This window comes from Mesorhizobium maamorense (genome assembly GCF_044998965.1).
GTDB lineage: Bacteria > Pseudomonadota > Alphaproteobacteria > Rhizobiales > Rhizobiaceae > Mesorhizobium.
In genome coordinates this window covers 3,451,414-3,469,166 of record NZ_CP173356.1, presented here as the reverse complement: position 1 = coordinate 3,469,166, position 17,753 = coordinate 3,451,414, and the positions used below count along the sequence as shown (strand labels likewise).

Annotated in this window: 12 protein-coding genes and 3 pseudogenes; 11 read left to right on the top strand and 4 right to left on the bottom strand. The window is 63.9% G+C overall.

Annotation, left to right across the window (positions count from 1 at the left end; all coding sequences use genetic code 11):
• The first annotated feature begins 34 nt into the window (after positions 1-34).
• Both ACIU1A_RS17550 and ACIU1A_RS17545 read left to right on the top strand, forming a co-directional pair.
• Positions 35-1,165, top strand: coding sequence for a betaine/proline/choline family ABC transporter ATP-binding protein (locus ACIU1A_RS17550; RefSeq protein WP_318012616.1), 1,131 nt, complete (start codon positions 35-37; stop codon positions 1,163-1,165).
• Entirely contained in the window at positions 1,152-2,678 is a 1,527-nt protein-coding gene (locus ACIU1A_RS17545) for an ABC transporter permease (protein ID WP_404924791.1), read from the top strand. Before ACIU1A_RS17550 ends, ACIU1A_RS17545 begins: the two co-directional genes overlap by 14 nt.
• 80 nt (positions 2,679-2,758) lie before the next feature.
• On the opposite strand, the gene ACIU1A_RS17540 is transcribed toward ACIU1A_RS17545, so the two are convergent.
• The 4 genes and pseudogenes from ACIU1A_RS17540 to ACIU1A_RS17525 all read right to left on the bottom strand — a co-directional run bounded on the left by ACIU1A_RS17540 (position 2,759) and on the right by ACIU1A_RS17525 (position 9,237).
• Complete coding sequence (locus ACIU1A_RS17540) at positions 2,759-4,315, bottom strand: trimethylamine methyltransferase family protein (protein WP_224618847.1); 1,557 nt, start codon at positions 4,313-4,315, stop codon at positions 2,759-2,761.
• Positions 4,316-4,329: 14 nt separating this feature from the next.
• Positions 4,330-5,727, bottom strand: coding sequence for a glycine cleavage T C-terminal barrel domain-containing protein (locus ACIU1A_RS17535; RefSeq protein ID WP_404927947.1), 1,398 nt, complete (start codon positions 5,725-5,727; stop codon positions 4,330-4,332).
• A 21-nt stretch (positions 5,728-5,748) separates the two neighbouring features.
• A pseudogene (locus tag ACIU1A_RS17530) lies at positions 5,749-6,751 on the bottom strand (NAD(P)/FAD-dependent oxidoreductase); the annotation flags it as partial.
• A gap of 38 nt (positions 6,752-6,789) precedes the next feature.
• Positions 6,790-9,237 carry an FAD-dependent oxidoreductase gene (locus ACIU1A_RS17525; RefSeq protein WP_404924790.1) on the bottom strand — a complete coding sequence of 816 codons (2,448 nt, stop codon included), beginning with the start codon at positions 9,235-9,237 and terminating at the stop codon, positions 6,790-6,792.
• A 119-nt stretch (positions 9,238-9,356) separates the two neighbouring features.
• Here ACIU1A_RS17525 and ACIU1A_RS17520 point away from each other — a divergent pair, with 119 nt between their 5' ends.
• From ACIU1A_RS17520 to ACIU1A_RS17480, 9 genes and pseudogenes are all read left to right on the top strand, one after another.
• On the top strand, positions 9,357-10,334 hold the full coding sequence (locus ACIU1A_RS17520; RefSeq protein WP_140521276.1) for a LysR family transcriptional regulator: 978 nt from the start codon (positions 9,357-9,359) through the stop codon (positions 10,332-10,334).
• Between the two features lie 97 nt (positions 10,335-10,431).
• Positions 10,432-11,763, top strand: coding sequence for an aspartate aminotransferase family protein (locus ACIU1A_RS17515; RefSeq protein ID WP_140565722.1), 1,332 nt, complete (start codon positions 10,432-10,434; stop codon positions 11,761-11,763).
• Positions 11,764-11,914: 151 nt separating this feature from the next.
• A pseudogene (locus ACIU1A_RS17510) lies at positions 11,915-12,028 on the top strand (integrase); the annotation flags it as partial.
• Between the two features lie 287 nt (positions 12,029-12,315).
• On the top strand, positions 12,316-13,734 hold the full coding sequence (locus ACIU1A_RS17505) for a PLP-dependent aminotransferase family protein (protein ID WP_404924789.1): 1,419 nt from the start codon (positions 12,316-12,318) through the stop codon (positions 13,732-13,734).
• Positions 13,735-13,863: 129 nt separating this feature from the next.
• Positions 13,864-14,628 carry an ABC transporter ATP-binding protein gene (locus ACIU1A_RS17500; RefSeq protein WP_140500680.1) on the top strand — a complete coding sequence of 255 codons (765 nt, stop codon included), beginning with the start codon at positions 13,864-13,866 and terminating at the stop codon, positions 14,626-14,628.
• A gap of 22 nt (positions 14,629-14,650) precedes the next feature.
• Positions 14,651-15,445: a transporter substrate-binding domain-containing protein gene (locus tag ACIU1A_RS17495; protein ID WP_140521278.1), complete on the top strand. Its 795-nt coding sequence runs from the start codon at positions 14,651-14,653 to the stop codon at positions 15,443-15,445.
• Between the two features lie 77 nt (positions 15,446-15,522).
• The gene (locus ACIU1A_RS17490) at positions 15,523-16,221 is read left to right on the top strand and encodes an ABC transporter permease (protein WP_404924788.1); all 699 of its coding nucleotides are present in this window, start codon (positions 15,523-15,525) and stop codon (positions 16,219-16,221) included.
• On the top strand, positions 16,218-16,952 hold the full coding sequence (locus tag ACIU1A_RS17485) for an ABC transporter permease (protein WP_140500677.1): 735 nt from the start codon (positions 16,218-16,220) through the stop codon (positions 16,950-16,952). Before ACIU1A_RS17490 ends, ACIU1A_RS17485 begins: the two co-directional genes overlap by 4 nt.
• Positions 16,939-17,747: pseudogene (locus tag ACIU1A_RS17480) on the top strand (inositol monophosphatase family protein). The gene ACIU1A_RS17485 and the pseudogene ACIU1A_RS17480 overlap by 14 nt, the downstream one beginning before the upstream one ends.
• The last annotated feature ends 6 nt before the right edge of the window (positions 17,748-17,753 follow it).

Below are 17,753 nucleotides of genomic sequence, written 5' to 3'. Positions count from 1 at the left end.
GCTCAAATCCGTGATCGGACGGGAGCGGTAGACGGTGGACACCGCACCGATCATTGCGCCGAGAGGACCCGGCCTGGCGGACTGCGGAGACGCGGCAAGCCATGGTGCCGCCATCATTTTGAAGGGCGTCTGGAAAATCTTTGGCGCCCGCGCGCCAGTGGCGATGATGGCGATTTTGCGCGACCGCCTGGACAAGGACGAAGTGGCCAGGCGCTTCGGATGTGTCGTGGGCGTCGCCAACGTCAACATTTCGGTTCGGCCGGGTGAAATCTTCTGCGTCATGGGCCTGTCGGGCAGTGGCAAATCGACATTGATCCGCCATATAAACCGCCTGCTCGAGCCGTCCGCCGGCGAGATTTTCGTCGACGGTGAAAACGTCATGGCCAAGTCGCCCGCTGAGTTGAGGGCATTGCGGTCTCGCAGGATCGCCATGGTGTTCCAGAGCTTCGGTCTGCTTCCGCATCGCACCGTACGCGACAACGTCGCGCTCCCGCTGGAGATCCAAGCCGCGACCAAGCAGCGGAGATTTGACGCGGCCGAGGCGGCACTTGCCAAGGTGAACCTGTCGGGCTGGGGGGATCGCTACTGCCATGAGCTCTCAGGCGGCATGCAGCAGCGCGTCGGCCTCGCCCGCGCTTTGGCTGCCGATCCAGCGATCCTGCTCATGGACGAGCCATTCAGCGCGCTCGATCCCTTGATAAGGCGGCAACTTCAAGACGAGTTCCTGGCCCTCTCGCGCTCGATGGGAAAGACAGTGATCTTCATCACCCATGACCTCGACGAGGCGATCCGGATCGGCGATCGCATCGCGATCATGAAAGATGGCGTCATCGTCCAGACCGACACGCCCGAGGAGATCGTCACATCTCCGAAGCACGACTATGTCGCGAAATTCGTCGCCGACATCTCGCGCCTGAAGGTGATCACCGCCGGGCGCATCATGGAGTCGGTCGAGAGTTTCAAGAGCCGGTCTCATCCGGAATTGGACGTCGAGCGGTTGCGCAGGGTGGATTCTCGAGAATCCCTGGCCGAACTCGTCGAACTCGCGGCACGGGATGCCGCACCGCTTGCTGTGACAGATCCCGGTGGGTCTGTCGTCGGCATCGTCGACAGGCAGATCCTGCTCCACGGTCTGCGAAAGGGCGAAATCCGTGAACGCCCATGATCCTGTCGCTGTGCAATCGATAGAGCACGCCCAACCGGTAGAGGAAGGACTCGTACGAGAATTCGTCCTCCGCAACCCCGATTACTATATCGATGTGTTCGCCCGCATCCGGCGGGCTTCCGGTGCCGTCTGGCCGTTCAACCTGGCGGCCGCGCTGCTTGGACCGGTGTGGGCCGCTGCCCGAGGCATCACACTTCTGTTCTGGCTCATCTTCTTCCTGGAGACGCTTGCGGTGGTTCAGATCGGCGTCGGCGCGGCTGGCAACCTCGGCGCCGGGGAGCAAGCACGCGCCGAACGCGTCACCAAGCAGGCACAGGCGCGCGCGGAACAGGCAAAGGCCGCCGAGGCAGCGGGGGTGGACAATGCAGCTGGCCTGAAATCATCAGCGGCCGCTCTGGAGAAAGCTGCCAACACGGCCAGAATGCGGGCCGACGCCGCAAAAGCGAAGGCGCCAGTTGTAATTGGGTCCGGCATTGTCACTTTGCTCTTCGCCAGGTTGATCGCCGGTTTCCTCGCCAACCGGATGCTGGAGCGGCGCTTCGCGCGCTGGCGTTCGAACCCGACGCTTCAGCGCGGGCTCAATCATCCGCTGGCGCTATGCGCCCTTGCCTTCTGCATCGCAGGCTATGGGCTTTCGGTCTATCGCTTCGCCGCGCCGACACCAGCCGTCTGGCTGACTGCCGCGCCCTCGAATCGCGAGTGGCAGGCCGCGTTGTCATCGGGTCTGGACAGCCTGATGGGAGCGGTGTCGCATCTCGGGGAGGGCTTTTTCGGCGGCATCACAGGCGCAATATCGTTGGTGCTCGATGCCTTGGCCTATGGACTGACGGGCATGCCCTGGCCAGTGACAATGGCGATCATTCTAGCCCTGGCCTGGCAACTGGCGGGGCCGCGCGTCGCCATCTTCACCGCGGCTGCGCTCGCCTATCTTGCCGTGCTTGGCTTTTGGGAAAAGAGCCTGGAAACGGTCGCCCTGTTGGGCACATCGGCCATTATTTGCCTCGCGATAGGAATCCCGCTTGGGATATGGTGCGGACGCCGACCGCGCGTCTATGCCGCCGTGCGGCCGGTGCTCGACTTCATGCAGACTATGCCGGCATTTGTCTATTTGATCCCGGTGATCGCATTGTTCGGCATCGGCAAGCCGCCCGGCGTCATCGCCACGCTGATTTTCGGTACTCCGCCAGTGGTGCGCCTGACCGCGCTCGGCTTGCAGGGTGTCCCGCCGGCCATTAGAGAGGCCGCGCAAGCCTATGGTGCAACGAGATGGTTTCTCCTGACACGCGTCGACCTCCCGCTGGCGATGCCTTCGATCATGGCCGGCATAAACCAGACCATTTTGATGTGCCTTTCAATGGTGGTCATCGCTTCCCTGATCGGAGCCAAAGGTTTGGGAGAAGATGTCCTCAACGCGCTTCAATACGCAGCTGTCGGGCAGGGACTGCTTGCGGGCTTCGCCATACTTCTCTGCGCCATGATCATCGACCGTATCGTGCAAGGACGAACCAGATAAAGCCGTTTGGGAACGATCTTCTCGCGGAATTCGGCCGGTCAACATCTCACGAACGGGCCATCAAAGATGCGGTGCCGGCTCTAGAAATAAGCCTGGTCCGGCTCGCTGGCCTTGCGGTTGGCGATGAAGGCCTGGAGCGCTTCGTCGATCGCCGGATCGAGCCCCGGATCCTGGTAGTCGTCGAGCAGCCTCTTCCATTGCCGGTTGGCGCGTTGCGCGGCGTCGAGCCGGCCGTCCTCGTTCCATTGCTCGAAGGAATTGTTGTCGCTGCTGGTGGAGCGATAGAAGGCCGAGAGGAAATTGGACTGCGTATGCGCACTGCCCAGGAAATGCGATCCGGGCCCGACCGCTTCGATCGCCTCCATCGCCTGGGCATTCAGCGACAGATCGATGCCTTCGAACAGGCTGGCGACCTTGCCGCAGAGATCGGCGTCGATGACCGTCTTTTCGAAACCGGTGACCAGTCCGCCCTCCAGCCAGCCGGTGGCGTGGTTGATCACGTTGGCGCCGGCAAACATCGACATCAATATGCCCCATGTCGCTTCCTGCTCGGCCTGTGCGTCGGGAAGCTTTGAGGCCGACAGCGAACCGACGGTGTGGAACGGCACGCCGACGCGACGTGCCAACTGCCCGCAGGCGAGCACCATCTTGCCCGCTTCCGGCGTCCCGAAAGTCGGCGCTCCACTCTGCATCGAGATCGTGCTGGCAAAGCTTCCCATCAGGCAGGGCGCGCCGGGGTTGATCAGCTGTACGAGGCTGAGACAGGCGAGCGCCTCGGCCAGCACCTGCGCCAGCGTGCCGGCGACCGTGCACGGGCTCATCGCGCCGGCCAGCGTCCATGGCGTGCAGGCGACCGGCTGGTTGTTGCGGGCGCAGACCTTCAGCGAACCCGACATGTTGGCGTCGAGCACCAGCGGCGCATTGGTGTTGGAGACGTTGTAGAGCACAGCGTTGTTGGCGACGAACTCCTCGCCGAAGACGATCTTGGCCATGTCAACCGCGTCCTGTGCTCGCCTCGAACCGATGAACGCGCCCATGAAGGCACGGTCCGAATGGCGGATGTGGGTGTAGAGCATGTCGAGATGACGCTTGTTGGCCGGCAGGTCGACAGGCTCGCAAACGACGCCGCCCGAATGATGCAGATGCGGGATCATCTGATGGATCTTCACCAGATCGCGGAAGTCCGCGATCGTGGCGTAGCGCCGTCCGCGATCGAGATCGTGGACGAAGGGCGGCCCCCACGACGGACACAGCACGGTGTTGTCGCCGCCGATCACCACCGTGTTGGCCGGGTTGCGGGCGTGCTGCTTGAATTGCGAAGGCGCGGTGGCGCGGACGATCTTGCGGCACATGCCGGGCTCGAAGCGGACTCTGGTGCCCTGAACGTCGGCGCCCGCATCGCGAAAGATGTCGAGGATCTCGGGATCGTCATGGAACTCCATGCCGACCTCCTTGAGCAGCCGGTCGGCGTTCGCCTCGATCAGGCTCAGGCCTTCTTCGTCGAGGATATTGAACGTGCCGATCCGCCGGCTGATGTAGGGACGCCGCGGCGCCTGCTGGGCCAGGCGCTGGCCTTGCCTTCCCGCTCGGCCCCCGCTTCGTGGCGCTGGAGCGTCGATCATCGCGTCCTTGTCCATTTTCGTCTCCGTGATCAGGCAGGCATGAAGGCGGCCGGCGCATCGGCCTGAAGGCCGCGCAGCCGCAGATTGTCCGGATCGTAAGGCGCTTTCTTCAGCTCCCGCGCCGTCAGTTCCCTGCCGAGGATCGAGACGGTCAGGCCTTCCGCCGCAACACCGGGTCGCAGATAGGCGAGCGCAACGGTCTTGCCGGTGCGGAAGCCGTGGCTGCCGGAGGAAACGATCCCGACCGGGCGCCCCGCCTGCATCACGGCATGGGCGTAAAACGGCAGTCGCTCGCCGTCGTCGTCGATTTCGAGCAGCAGCATGGACCAGGCGTTTTCGCCGACCCGCTCCAGCATCGCCTCACGACCGACGAACATCCGGTTGTCAGTCTTGACCAAGGCACCCAGTCCGGCCTCCAGCGGCGTGCGCTCCGTGGTCAGGTCGGCGCCCCAGGCGCGGTAGCCCTTTTCCAGCCGCATTGCGTTGAGCGCGTAGATGCCGAACGGACGCAAATCGAACTGCGCTCCGGCCTTGGTGATCGCTTCGTAGAGCTTGCCGAACTGCGCCAACTGAACGTGCAGTTCCCACCCGAACTCACCGGCATAAGAGACCCGGAGCGCTGCCGTCTTGATGCCGGCCACGCGGATGATCTGCGCCGAAAGCCAGGGGAATGCCGCGTTCGACAGATCGGCCTCACAGATCTTTTGCAGCAGGTCGCGAGCACGCGGTCCCATTACGCCGAGCACGCCGCGCCTTTCGGTGACGTTGTCGATCGTCACACCTGGAAAGGCTGCGGCGCGCGAGCGTAGCAGACCTTCGTCATGTCGCTCCGCAAGTGCTGCGCTGGTCAAGTAGAACCCATCGTCGCCGAGTCGGGTCACGGTAAATTCCGACGCCACGCCGCCCTTTGCCGTCAGCGCGTGAATGAGCCCGATGCGGCCGTGACGTTCCGGTGGTCGGTTGGCGCCGAGCGAAGCCATGAAGGCGCTGGCGCCTGGTCCGCCGATCTCGAATTTGGAGAAGGCCGAAAGGTCGATGGCGCCGACGCTGGCCTGCACGTCACGGCAGTCGCCGCGCACCGCGTCGAACCAGCCGGGCTTGCGGAAGGTCAGTGGCGGGTCATGGTCGGCGCCCTTGGCAGCGAACCAGTTCGGCCGCTCCCAGCCATAGGCGGCGCCCAGCACTGCCCCCTGGCTTCTCTGAAGTTCGAGCGCCGGCGTCGTGCGGCGCGGGCGGCCGGCCTCGCGTTCCTCGTTGGGATAGTGGATGCCGAATTGCAGGCCGAACCCTTCCACCGCCTTGTCGATGCGATAGTCGCGGTCGGCATAATTGCCGAAGCGGCGTGGGTCGATGGCAAGCGCATCCATTGGCGGTGATCCGTCGACGATCCAGTCGGCGAGAAAGCGACCGGCGCCGCCGCCTTCCATCACGCCCATGCTTGAGCCGGTGAGCAGCCAGGCATTGCCGAGGCCGAATGCCGGACCGACCAGCGGATTGGCATCCGGCGTGAAGGTGATCGGCCCGTTGACCACCGTCTTGATGCCGGCATTGGCGAGTGCCGGGACACGCTCCATCGCCAGCGCGATGATGTGCTCGACCCGATCCAGGTCGGGCGGCAGCAAGTCCATGCCGAATTCTGGTGGCACGCCATCGACCGCCCAGGGGTGAGCCGACTTTTCATAGGGGCCGACGATAAAGCCGTCGCGCTCCTGGCGCAGATACCAGCTTTCTTCCGGATCGCGGATGATCGGCAGTTCCTTGGCGCCGGCGGCGATCCGGTCGGCAATCTCGGGGACGGTATCGGTCACGACATATTGGTGCAGCATCGGCACCACGGGCAGGTCGAGCCCCATCATGGCGCCAATCTCGCGGCACCATGTGCCGGCCGCGTTCACCACATGCTCCGCGACAATGTCACCCTGTTGTGTGCGGACCAGCCACTCGCCCGATGGCTTGCGCTCGATTGCCAGGACCGGATTGTGGCGCACGATCTCGGCGCCGCGCGAGCGCGCCGCTGGCCATTGCGTTGGTCGCCAGCGTCGGATCGACATGACCGTCATTGGGCTCGTAGATCGCGCCGATGATGCCGTCGGTATGGCAGAGCGGATAGATCTGCTTGAGCTCATCGGGACTGAGAATGTGGAAGTCATGGCCGACGAACCGGCCAAGCCCCTGCACATGGCGGAATTCGTCCATGCGCTCCGGCGAGCGCGTAATGCGCAATGCGCCGCTTGGGTGGAAACCTGTCGGCAACCCGGTCTCGGCGGTCAGGATTTCGCGATAGAGCCGCACCGAATGCGCGCGCATCTCCATGATCGTCGCATTGTGGGCGAAATGCGTGCAGAGCCCGGCGGCGTGCCAGGTCGAGCCTGCTGTCAGCTCCTGCCTCTCGACGAGCATGACATCGCTCCAGCCGCGCTTGGCCAGGTGATAGAGCAGCGACACGCCCATGGCGCCGCCGCCGATAACGACCACGCGGGCCTGTTGTCTCATGAATTTTCCTCCGCGCTTACGCGCATGCGCGATCCGGTTGGGTCATAGGGTGGCTTGTCGAGTGGGCGCAGCCTGTAGCGCGCACCGGCCACCGCGATCTGGTAGTCGCAGGCAAGCAGCTGCGTTTTCGTCTCGCCTGGATCACAGGCAACGTAGCCCAGGCAAAGGCTGAGCCCCGTGCGAACGCCGAGGCCACCTGACGTCGTCAACCCGGCAAGTTTGCCGTCGCGATAGATCGGTTCGTCATGCAGCAGAAGCGGACTGTCGCCGTCGACGGCGAAATGCATGAGCCGGCGCTTCAGGCCATCGGCCTTCTGCTTCAGCAGGGCATCGCGGCCGATGAAATCATCCCTCTTCCAGGACACCGCGAAGGACAGGCCCGCCTCCAGCGGCGTGTCCTTCGGCCCGATATCATGGCCCCAATGGCGATAGCCCTTTTCCAACCGGCAGCCATCCAGCGCGTAGTGGCCACAAAAGGTCAGGCCATGGGCGCCGCCCGCTGAGACGATCATGGCAAGCAGGCTCTCGGCGTGTTCGACCGGCACATAAAGCTCGAAGCCGAGCTCGCCGACAAAGCTGACTCGGGTCGCCCGCACATTCGCGGTGCCGATGTCGATGCGGCGCGAAGTCGAGAACGGGAAGGCTGCGTCCGAAAGATCGACGTCAGTCAGGCTCTGCAGCAGCGCCCGCGAATTCGGCCCCATGACCCCGAGAACGGCCTCCGCGGACGTGGCGTCGAAGACCGAGACGTTGAGACCAAGATCCTCAGCATGGCGCGCGATCCAGGCAAAATCTTTCTGTCTGGTCGCGGCACCTGAAATAACCCGGAAGCCGTGCTCGTCGACTCGCGTGACCGTCACATCGGCCTCGATGCCGCCGCGTGCGTTGAGCATCTGCGTATAGACGGCGCGGCCTTCGGGCCTGTCGACGTCCCCCGCGCACAGGCTTTGCATCAGCTGGATCGCGTCGCGTCCACGCACATCGATCTTGGTGAAGGGCGAAAGCTCGAACAGGCCAACGCCTTGCGCCATTCGCTCGGCTTCGGCCTTGGCCGGGCTCCACCATTTCTGAGCGCCGACGGAATAGCCGCGCGTCTCCGTGCCGCCGAACCAGAGCGGTCGCTCCCAGCCGGTCGGCGCGCCGAACACAGCACCCGCTTCGGCGAACGTACGGTGAAAGGCGGAACGCCGCACCTCGCGCCCGGCGGCGGCCTGCTTGTAAGGCCAATGCATGCGGAAGAGGTCGGCAACCGCTTCCTCCATCCTGGCGCCGACGAAAGAGCGCGCCGCGGCGGCGCGGTCGAAGCGGGCGATGTCAAGCGCCCACAGATCGAGGCTGGGCTCGCCGTCGACGATCCATTCGGCCATGGCCTTGCCGGCGCCGGCCGACGACATCATGCCTGTCGAGTTGAAGCCGGCGGCGACATAGAAGCCGCGCAGATAGGGCGACTCGCCCATTAGCGGCCGCGTGTCGGGGGTAAAACTCTCCGGGCCATTCATGAAGTGCCTGATGCCGGTCTGCGACAGCGCCGGCAGGAGTTTCAGCCCGGCCGACATGAAAGGCTCGAACTGCTCCCAATCCTCGGGCAGTTCGAGGAATGGCCTGTCGCCAACCGGTCCGCGAACGTCGAAGAGCTTGGCGTTCGGCTCGAAGCCGCCCAGCACCAGCTTGCCCGAATCACCCTTGATGTAGATGCCTTCGTCGAGGTCGCGCAGGATGGGAAACGGATCCTGCAGGCCGGCGATCGGCTCCGTCACGACATACATGTGCTCGACGGCCTGCAGCGGCACAGGAACGCCGGCGAGCGCGCCGATATCGCGCGCCCAGGCGCCGGCACAGTTGACGACGGTCTCGCAATCGATGGTGGCGCCGGAGGCCAGCTTGACGCCAGCGACCCGGCCGTTGCGGGTCACGATGCCCGAACAGGCTAACCCCTCGAGGATGCGGATACCGGCGGCGCGGGCCCGTTTTGCATAGGCCGCACAGATATCAACTGGATTGGCCTGGCCGTCTTCCTCGACCCACAGCGCGCCCTCGACGCCATCGGTGACGATGCCGCGCACGTGCTCGGCCACGCCCGCCTGATCGACGATCCCAACCGTCAAGCCGCAGACATCACCCATATGCGCGATGCGCTTCAGTTCGTCCATGCGCTCCGCACGTCGCGCCAGCCACAGGCCGCCGGTGCGGCGGTAGCCGGACGCCTGGCCCGTCAGTTCCTCGAGGCGTGGAAACAGCTCGGTCGCATATTGCGCCAGCCTTGTCAGGTTGAGGCTGGCGCGTAACGGACCGACGATTCCGGCGGCGTGCCAGGATGTGCCGCTGGTCAGTTGGTGGCGCTCCAGAAGGACGACATCGCTCACGCCCAGTTCGGCAAGGTGATAGGCTATGCCGAGGCCAATGACACCGCCGCCAATGATCACGATGCGTGCGCTGCCATTCACCTTGTGGGATACCTTCGCTGGATTGGAACAGCGCGATCTTCTCCCGCTAAACCACTTGCGCTCAACCCAAATTTCGCAACATTAGGAAAACTTATGATGCTTCACGGGCGGAGTTGCGGGTGAAGAGCGGCAGTTTCGATTTCAACCTTTTCCGATCGATCGAGGTTTTCGTCGCCATCGTCGAGACTAGGCACGTCACCCAGGCGGCACAGATGCTGGGCATGACGCAATCGGCCGCTTCGCAGCATCTGAAGAACCTGGAAAGCGCGCTCGGCGTCAGCCTGATCGATCGCAATTTGCGGCCGATCGAGCTCACCAAAGCCGGCATCGCGCTGCATCGCCGCGCCGTTGCCATACTGGCCGAGGTCGAGGGCCTGCGCACCGACGCGCGGCGCGTCAATGCAGCACCGCTGCCGCTGTTGCGCATCGCGCTTCTGGCGTCGATCGCGACAACGCTGGCGCCGGCGCTTTCGGTCCTTGCCCGCAAGGGTTTCGGCATTCCCGAGCTCAGCCTGTTCGCGGGTTTGGCGACCGACCACGTCGCCTTGCTGCGGGCCCGCCGCGCCGACCTCGCCGTCACCTCCGGCGAGCTGTTCGAGATCGAGGGACTGACACGTTATCCTGTGATGACCGAAAAATTCCTGCTGGTGACGCCAAAGGGTTTTGCCGGCGATGTCGGTGACATCGTCAAGCTCTCCAAGAAGCTCGCCTTCGTGCGCTTCTCGCGCGAGACGCCGGTTGGCCTGCGCGTCGACCAGCATCTGAGCCGCCTGCGCATCGAGATCCCGCGTGCCATGGAAGGTGACCGCTCCAGCGTGGTGATGGCGCCGGTCGCGGCCGGCATGGGCTTTGCGATCCTGACGCCGACCCTGCTCATCGACGGGCTGGCGGAGGGTATGGAGATTGACGTCCATCCCTTGCCGTTCACCGGGCTGTCGCGCAACATCCTTCTGGTCGCGCGCGAGCGGGAGCTCGGAAACCTCCCCGAGGCTTTCGCCACGCGTACCGCGGAGGTGCTGACCAACGCGATCAGCACGCGCCTGCCTGGCCTTCCCGCCGACTGCTATGCCGTCGATCGCCCCTCGTTGCATGACTAATCAACTCCATCAGTTATCCTGATAAGGAGGTTTGGCGGTGTGCGCGCCGCGCATTCCGTGTTTTCAATCCAGGAGTTCGCAACACGGGAGACACGGCATGAACGCCCCGCACGTCCATTCCAACCTGGACATCGACTGGTCGACCGAGGCCATCGTGGATCGGCGGAACCGCTTCTATTCGGCCACGCAGCGCAAGTTCGTTCCTTACAAGGACCCGCTGATCCTCAAGCGCGGCAAGGGCCAGTATGTCTGGGATGAGAAGGATCGTAAATACATCGACCTGCTCGGCATGAACCTTTGCATCTCGGTCGGCCACGCGCATCCGCAGGTGGTCAAGGCGGCCACCGAGCAACTGGCGGAACTGACGCATTGCACGACGATGTTCTACCACCCGGTTCCGGCTCAGTACGCCGAGGAACTGGTGGCAACGATGCCGGCCGGTCACGATTGGGTCGTACATTTCACCAACAGCGGGGCCGAAGCGATCGATCTTGCGCTGCTGATGGCGCGCTCGCATACCGGCAACATCGACATGCTGGCGCTTGCCTCGAGCTATCACGGCGCCACTTTCGGCGCGCAGTCGGTGACCGGGATAGCGGGTTTTCGCCATCCCGTGCCCCAGCTTGGCGGGGTCACTTTCGTGGCCGAGCCCAACCAGTATCGCGGCATTCATGGCGAAGGCTTGCAGCCCTATCTCGACGAGGTCGAGCGCGCCATAGCGAGTTCAACCAGCGGCGGGCTGGCCGGCATGATTATCGAGCCGGTGCAGGGCTATGGCGGCATCGTGCCGATGCCGCCGGGCTACATTGCCGGCGCTGTCGAGCGTGTCCGCGCGGCCGGCGGTCTCTGTATCATTGATGAAGTGCAATCCGGTGTCGCCCGAACCGGCGATGCCTTCTGGGCGTTTGAATCCCATGGCATTGTGCCCGATATCGTCGTCGTCGCCAAAGGTGTGGGCAACGGCATCCCGCTCGGCGCGGTCATCGCCAAGCGAGATGTCGCTGAATCCATGGCCGATAAATTTCTGTTCCACACCTATGGCGCCAATCCGGTGGCATGCGCGGCCGGCCGAGCCGTGCTAAAGGCCATAAAAGAGGAACGACTCCAGGAGAACGCCCGGGATGTCGGCGCGGTGCTCAAGGGTCGCCTTAACGACATGAAGGAGCGCTTTCCAATCATCGGCGATATCAGGGGCCGTGGGCTTATGCTTGCGATCGAACTCGTCAAGGACGGCGCGACGAAAGAGCCGGCGCCGGAGGAGACGCTCGCCATTTTCGAGGAAACGCGCCGCAACGGGCTCGTCGCCAGCCGCTCGGGACCGTACCGCAATGTCATCCGCATGTGTCCGCCGCTTTGCTTAGCAATGTCCGATATCGAGGATGTCGTCGACCGCTTCGAAAAAAGCTTTGCGGCATTCAGCGGTCAATAACGGTTCCTGTGCTCGGAGGGGCACAAACCTTTGGCGGCGGCTGAGCAGCAGAGAGAATCATTCGGAAAGGACCGGGCCCGCCCAAACCGGCTCTGTCGACGTGCGGAGGCTGAGCTGTCAGAAACATGCTTGTTGGATTGAGGTCACTTATCCTCTGGGAGCCATCCAGTCTTTGCTCGGTCATAGCAAGATCGTGAACACGGTCCGCTATCTGGGAGTCGATGTAGAAGATGCTCTCGAACTTGCCGAGGCAACTGAGGTGTGATCAAGAGCGGCTCCACTTCACGAGTGGAGCCGTGAACAATTTGCGCGTGCATCTCGGCCATTTGGTGAACGCTGCCAGTGGCTGAAAGCTGGCATTCGACGCATGCAGAGAAGGCTTTCTGCTCATCGTTCGTCATGTGATAGGGTGATTTCAATTCGATAGGAAGATCATCCTTATGGCTGCGTCGCCGCTCGTGAGGTCCCGCCGTAGCCGGTGAACAGACATGCACGCTTTCAACTATCCCAGCTGGAAACAGGATCGTCTTCGACCGCAGCCGTGGCACGCCGTTGAACGAGCAACTTTTCGAGCAGTTGCGCCGCTGGATACGGGATGGCATCGTGGCGCCAGGAGCGCGCCTGCCGCCAAGCCGCGTCATGGCCGAGGAACTCGGGCTCTCGCGCAACACCGTTGTCCTCGCCTATGAGCGACTTGCCACGGAGGGCTATGTCGCACGTCGGATCGGCGCCGGCACCTTCGTCGAAACCATGCTGCCGGAAGACAATCACCCCCGAGCCGAGACGGCGGTCATACCGGTGTCAGGTTCAAATGCGCTCCCGGCACCCTCGCGCCGCGGCCAGGCGCTGCTCGACATGAACCTGCCAGCCGAACGCATCGAGACCTACGATCTCAGCGCCGGCGTGCCGGCGCTGAACGAGTTCCCCTATGACGAGTTCGCTCAGATCGCTAGCCGCCGCTGGCGCGAGCACGCCAGCGCCCACACCGGCTATGACTATTCGCGCGGCGCGCCACTGCTGGCCACCCGCATCGCGGGCTATCTGGCGGAGGCTAAAGCGATCAACTGTCGTCCCGAACAGATCATCGTCATCGGCAATACGCTGCAAGCGGCCGCTCTCGCGTCTCATGTTCTGCTCGACCGCGGCGACACCGTTCTGGTCGAGGATCCTTGCCACATGCCCGAGATCGCCACGCTGGAAGCCTTCGGCCTTGTCACCGTTCCCGCCCCACTCGACAGGCAAGGCTTCGATACAGAAGCCGCCGGCGTGATGGTCCGAGAGGCGCGTATGGCCGTTGTCTCCCCGACCGAGCAATGGCCGTTCGGCTGCACGATGACGTCGGATCGCCGGCAAAAGCTGCTTGATTGGGCGGCGGACCGGCCCGGCTGGATATTCGAGGATGATTCCAATAGCGAGATCCGCTGGTCGGGCGAAGCGCAGACGACGCTCTACGCGCGCGATCCGCGGCGGGTCATCTATGCCGGCTCGTTCAACCGCATGCTGGCGCCCGGCCTGCGGCTCGCCTATTTGATCGCGCCGATGCCGCTGGTCGAGGCGTTCGCCCTCGCCCAGCGTATTTTCTCCTTCTACGCACCGCTACCGGACCAGGCGCTGGTCGCCGACTTCATGGACCAGGGGCGACTCGCCTCGCACCTTCGGCGTATGCGCACCATCTACCGCGATCGCGCCGCCTGCCTGACACAATGCCTGCGCGCAAAGCTGCGAGACGGCTTCGACGTTCCCGAAGTTCACGCCGGCCTGCACCTGACCGTCCACGCACGCGAACCGTTTGACGACGTGGCCGTATCGCGAACACTGCTCCAGAAGGGGCTGGACTGCCCACCACTCTCGCGCTACGCACGCCGGGAAACCAAGCCGAGGGGTCTTGTGCTGGGCTTCGGCAACACGTCGGTCCGCCGCATCCCGCGTTGCGTCGACATCCTCGCGCAGACTATCCTCGAACACGGTTGACGACGCATTCACAGCCCACGGGACTGGAATTGGTCCGCTGCCCGTCGGCGAAATTGGCTCTTTGGGCAGCCGCGCTTCCGGGACAATCTCCGTGTCCAGCCGATCGGGAGGCAAGGGCACCAAGTGGACATGGACCAAAACACCGTCCTGCGGGCAAATAACATCCGTAAGAGCTTCGGCGCTCTGGAAGTCTTGAAAGGCGTCGACCTGGTCGCCCACGCCCATGACGTGATCACCATGATCGGCGCCAGCGGGTCGGGCAAGAGCACCTTCCTGCGCTGCATGAATCTTCTGGAAATTCCCGACGCCGGCACGATCGCGGTGGAAGGCGAGGAATTGACGCTGGATCGCAGTTCGGGGCGCGCGAAGCTGAATGCGCGCCAGATCAATCGCATCCGCAGCCGCATCGGCATGGTCTTCCAGAGCTTCAATCTGTGGAGCCAGCGCACCGTGCTCGACAACGTGATGCTTGCACCGATGAAGGTGCTCGGCCTGTCCAAACAGGAGGCCCGGCAGCGAGCCGGGGCCTATCTCGCCAAGGTCGGGCTGTTCGAGAAGCGCGACCACTACCCCGCGCATATTTCCGGCGGCCAGCAGCAGCGCGTCGGCATCGCCCGCGCGCTGGCGATGGAGCCGAAGCTGATGCTGTTCGACGAGCCGACCTCCGCGCTCGACCCGGAACTGGTCGGCGAGGTGCTCTCGGTCATGCGCACGCTCGCCGAAGAAGGACGCACGATGATCGTCGTCACCCATGAAATAGGTTTCGCGCGCGAGATCTCGCGCGAGGTGCTCTTTCTCCACCAGGGCATGGTGGAGGAGCGCGGCCCGCCGGGACAGGTTCTCGGCGATCCGCAATCGGCGCGCTGCCGGGCCTTCCTGCAGCGCGTTCTTTGAACAGGACAAACAACAGGGGAACATGATGAAAAAACTTGTCTTGATGCTTGCGGCCGGCCTCGCCGCCTTCGCCACGCAGGTCTCGGCGCGCGACCTGCGCGTCGGCAGTGAATGCACATACCCGCCGTTCAACTACAAGGACGCGAACGGCGAGTTGCGCGGCTTCGACATCGATGTCGCGAAGGAAGTTGTCAAGCGCCTCGGCGCCGACGCCTCCTTTGTCTGCATGCCTTTCGATTCGCTTATTCCGGGCCTTGTCGCCGGCAAGTTCGATCTTCTCGCCGCGTCGATGTCGATCACCGACGAGCGCAAGAAGAGCATCGACTTTTCGATCCCGTACCGCTCCTCCACCGCCCGGTTCGTCGGTCCGGACGGAAGCGATGCCAAGCCGCTGACGGACGACGGCAAGCCCAACCCCGATGGTCTCAAGGGCAAGACCATCGGGATCGAGCGTGCCTCAACTTACGAGAACTACATGCGAGACAACTTTCCTGAGGCCACGATCCAGCTCTACGACACGGCCGACAACATGCTGCTCGACCTGACCTCGAAGCGGACCGATCTCGTCTTCGCCGGCCCGATCAAGCTCGCCAACGACTTCCTCAACAAGGACCGAGGCAAGGGTTACAAATTCATCGGTCCGGAGATCAAGGACGTGAAGTATTTCGGGCCAGGCGTGGGCATCGGCATGCGCAAGGACGATGCCGGCCTTCGCGACGAGCTCGACAAGGCGATGAAGGCCATGATCGACGACGGCACGTTCAAGACCATCAACGACAAGTACTGGTCGTTCAGCGTGCTGCCGGCATCGAACTAGGCCGAGCCGTACGGTTCATCGCCGGCCATTTCACCCGATGGCCGGCGTCTTTCTTCTTGCCACCGCAGGAGCGGCAGATGGACATTTTCCAGGGATGGGGTTTGGAGGTCGCGCGCGGGCTCATGACCACCGTCGAGGTCGCGCTGCTGTCGCTGGCGGTCGGCCTCGTTTGGGGCATTCTCGGCGCGCTGGCACAGCTCTCCTCGAACTGTGTGCGGCGCGCCATCGGCCGGGGCTTCACTCTGGTCGTGCGCGGCACGCCCGAACTCCTCATCATCCTCATCGCCTATTTCGGCGGCACGGTGGCCCTGACCGGCTTGGCGAAGATGATTGACCCCAGCATCCGCTTTCTCGAAGTGCCGGCGATGCCGGCCGGCGTCTTCGCGCTCAGCCTGGTCTTCGGCGGCTACGCGGCCGAGGTGCTGCGCGGCGCCTATCTCGCCATTCCCAAGGGCGAGATCGAGGCGGCAGATGCCTTCGGCATGTCGGCCGCGACCAGCTTCATCCACATCCGCCTGCCGCTGATGTGGCGCTACGCGCTGCCCGGCCTCGGCAACAACTGGATCTCGCTCATCAAGGACACGTCGCTTATCTCCATCGTCGGGCTGGAGGAGCTGATGCGCATCTCCACCATGGCGACGCAGGTCAATGGCGAACCCTTCCGCTTCTACCTCGCCGCGGCGCTGATCTACCTCCTGCTCACCATACTGAACACCTCGATTGTCGACGCGCTGGAACGGCGTGCGACGCGCGGCGAGAGGAAGCTGGCGCGATGAACTTCGAGCTTATGGTCGAGAGCCTGCCGGCGCTGCTGTCGGCCACCGTCACGACGATCGAACTGCTCGTCGCCTCACTCTTCTGCGGCATGGCGGTGGCACTTCCCGTCGCCATCCTGCGCGTCAGCGGCCCGGCGCCGGTGCGCCTCCTGCTGCACTGGTACATCTACTTCTTCCGCGGCACGCCGCTCCTGGTCCAGATCTTCCTTGTCTATTACGGTCTCGCCCAGCTCGAGGTCGTTCGCGACAGCTTTCTGTGGCCATATCTGCGCCAGGCCTGGGTGTGCGCCATTCTGACCTTCAGCCTGAACACGGCCGCCTACACCGCCTACATCCTGCGCGGCGCCATCGAGGCGGTGCCAGCCGGTGAGATCGAGGCGGCGCGTGCCTGCGGCATGTCGACGGCGTTGACCTACCGCACGATCATCCTGCCGGGCGCCTTCCGCATCGCCCTGCCGGCCTACGGCAACGAAGTAGTCAGCATGCTGAAATCAACCTCGCTCGCCTCCACCATTACCGTGATGGAGCTGACCGGCGCCGCCAACACGATCGTCGCCCGCACCTTCGCGCCCTATGAGCTCTTCATCACCGCGGCGCTTATCTACCTCACCATTACCTACGTGCTCACCACGGCGTTGCGCGCCCTCGAATACAGGCTTTCACGACACACGCGTCCTCTGGACGAACCCGCAACCCCACTCATAGAGGGAGCCGACAATGCCGGCATCTGACCCCAAGACCTTTACGGCTTTCGCCGGTTCGCTGGCAGACGTCAGCCGGGCGACAATCCAGGAAGCGCTCAGCGAGCAACACGGCTTCGTTTCCAAGGGCGATGCAAGCCCTGTCACCGCGGTAGACCGGGAGGTCGAGGAGAGGCTGCGCGCGCGCATCCAGGAGGCGTATCCCGACCACGGCATCCTCGGCGAGGAATTTGGGTCCGTCGGCCTCGACGCGGAATGGGTCTGGGTCATCGATCCGATCGACGGCACCAAAGCCTTCATCACCGGCATTCCGACCTTCGGCACGCTGATCGCGCTGGCCCGCAACGGCGTTCCCATGCTCGGGGTCATCGACAATCCCGTCACCAACGAGCGCTGGCTGGGCGCCGACGGTTCGCCGACCACCCTCAACGGCAAGCCCGTACGCACGCGCGCCTGCCAGGACCTTAGCGAGGCCCTTGTCGGCAACGGCAACCCGGAATCCTTCGACGACAAGGATACGGCCGCCTACAAGAGGCTGCGCCGCCAGGTGCGCTGGAGCGTCTATGGCGGCGGTTGCCATGCCTATGGCCGCGTCGCCGACGGCGCGCTGGACATCAATGTGGACGGGGGCTGGACGCCTTCGATTATTGCGCACTGATCCCGATCGTGCGTAACGCTGGTGGCGTCATGACCGACTGGCAGGGCGGCGAGCTGACGATCCGTTCCGGCCGCCGTTCCGTCGTGGCCAGCGCCACACCTGAGTTGCACAGAACTGTGCTAGGCATCCTGGCCAACGCGACCTCACCGGCCCGCGCGGCTTCCTGAAGAAGA

Excerpts from the sequence above, each read along its gene's own strand:
- ACIU1A_RS17540 (WP_224618847.1), bottom strand. The coding sequence starts at position 4,315 with ATGGACAAGGACGCGATGATCGACGCTCCAGCGCCACGAAGCGGGGGC.
- ACIU1A_RS17535 (WP_404927947.1), bottom strand. The coding sequence starts at position 5,727 with ATGGAAGGCGGCGGCGCCGGTCGCTTTCTCGCCGACTGGATCGTCGAC.
- ACIU1A_RS17515 (WP_140565722.1), top strand. The coding sequence starts at position 10,432 with ATGAACGCCCCGCACGTCCATTCCAACCTGGACATCGACTGGTCGACC.
- ACIU1A_RS17500 (WP_140500680.1), top strand. The coding sequence starts at position 13,864 with ATGGACCAAAACACCGTCCTGCGGGCAAATAACATCCGTAAGAGCTTC.
- ACIU1A_RS17495 (WP_140521278.1), top strand. The coding sequence starts at position 14,651 with ATGATGAAAAAACTTGTCTTGATGCTTGCGGCCGGCCTCGCCGCCTTC.
- ACIU1A_RS17490 (WP_404924788.1), top strand. The coding sequence starts at position 15,523 with ATGGACATTTTCCAGGGATGGGGTTTGGAGGTCGCGCGCGGGCTCATG.
- ACIU1A_RS17485 (WP_140500677.1), top strand. The coding sequence starts at position 16,218 with ATGAACTTCGAGCTTATGGTCGAGAGCCTGCCGGCGCTGCTGTCGGCC.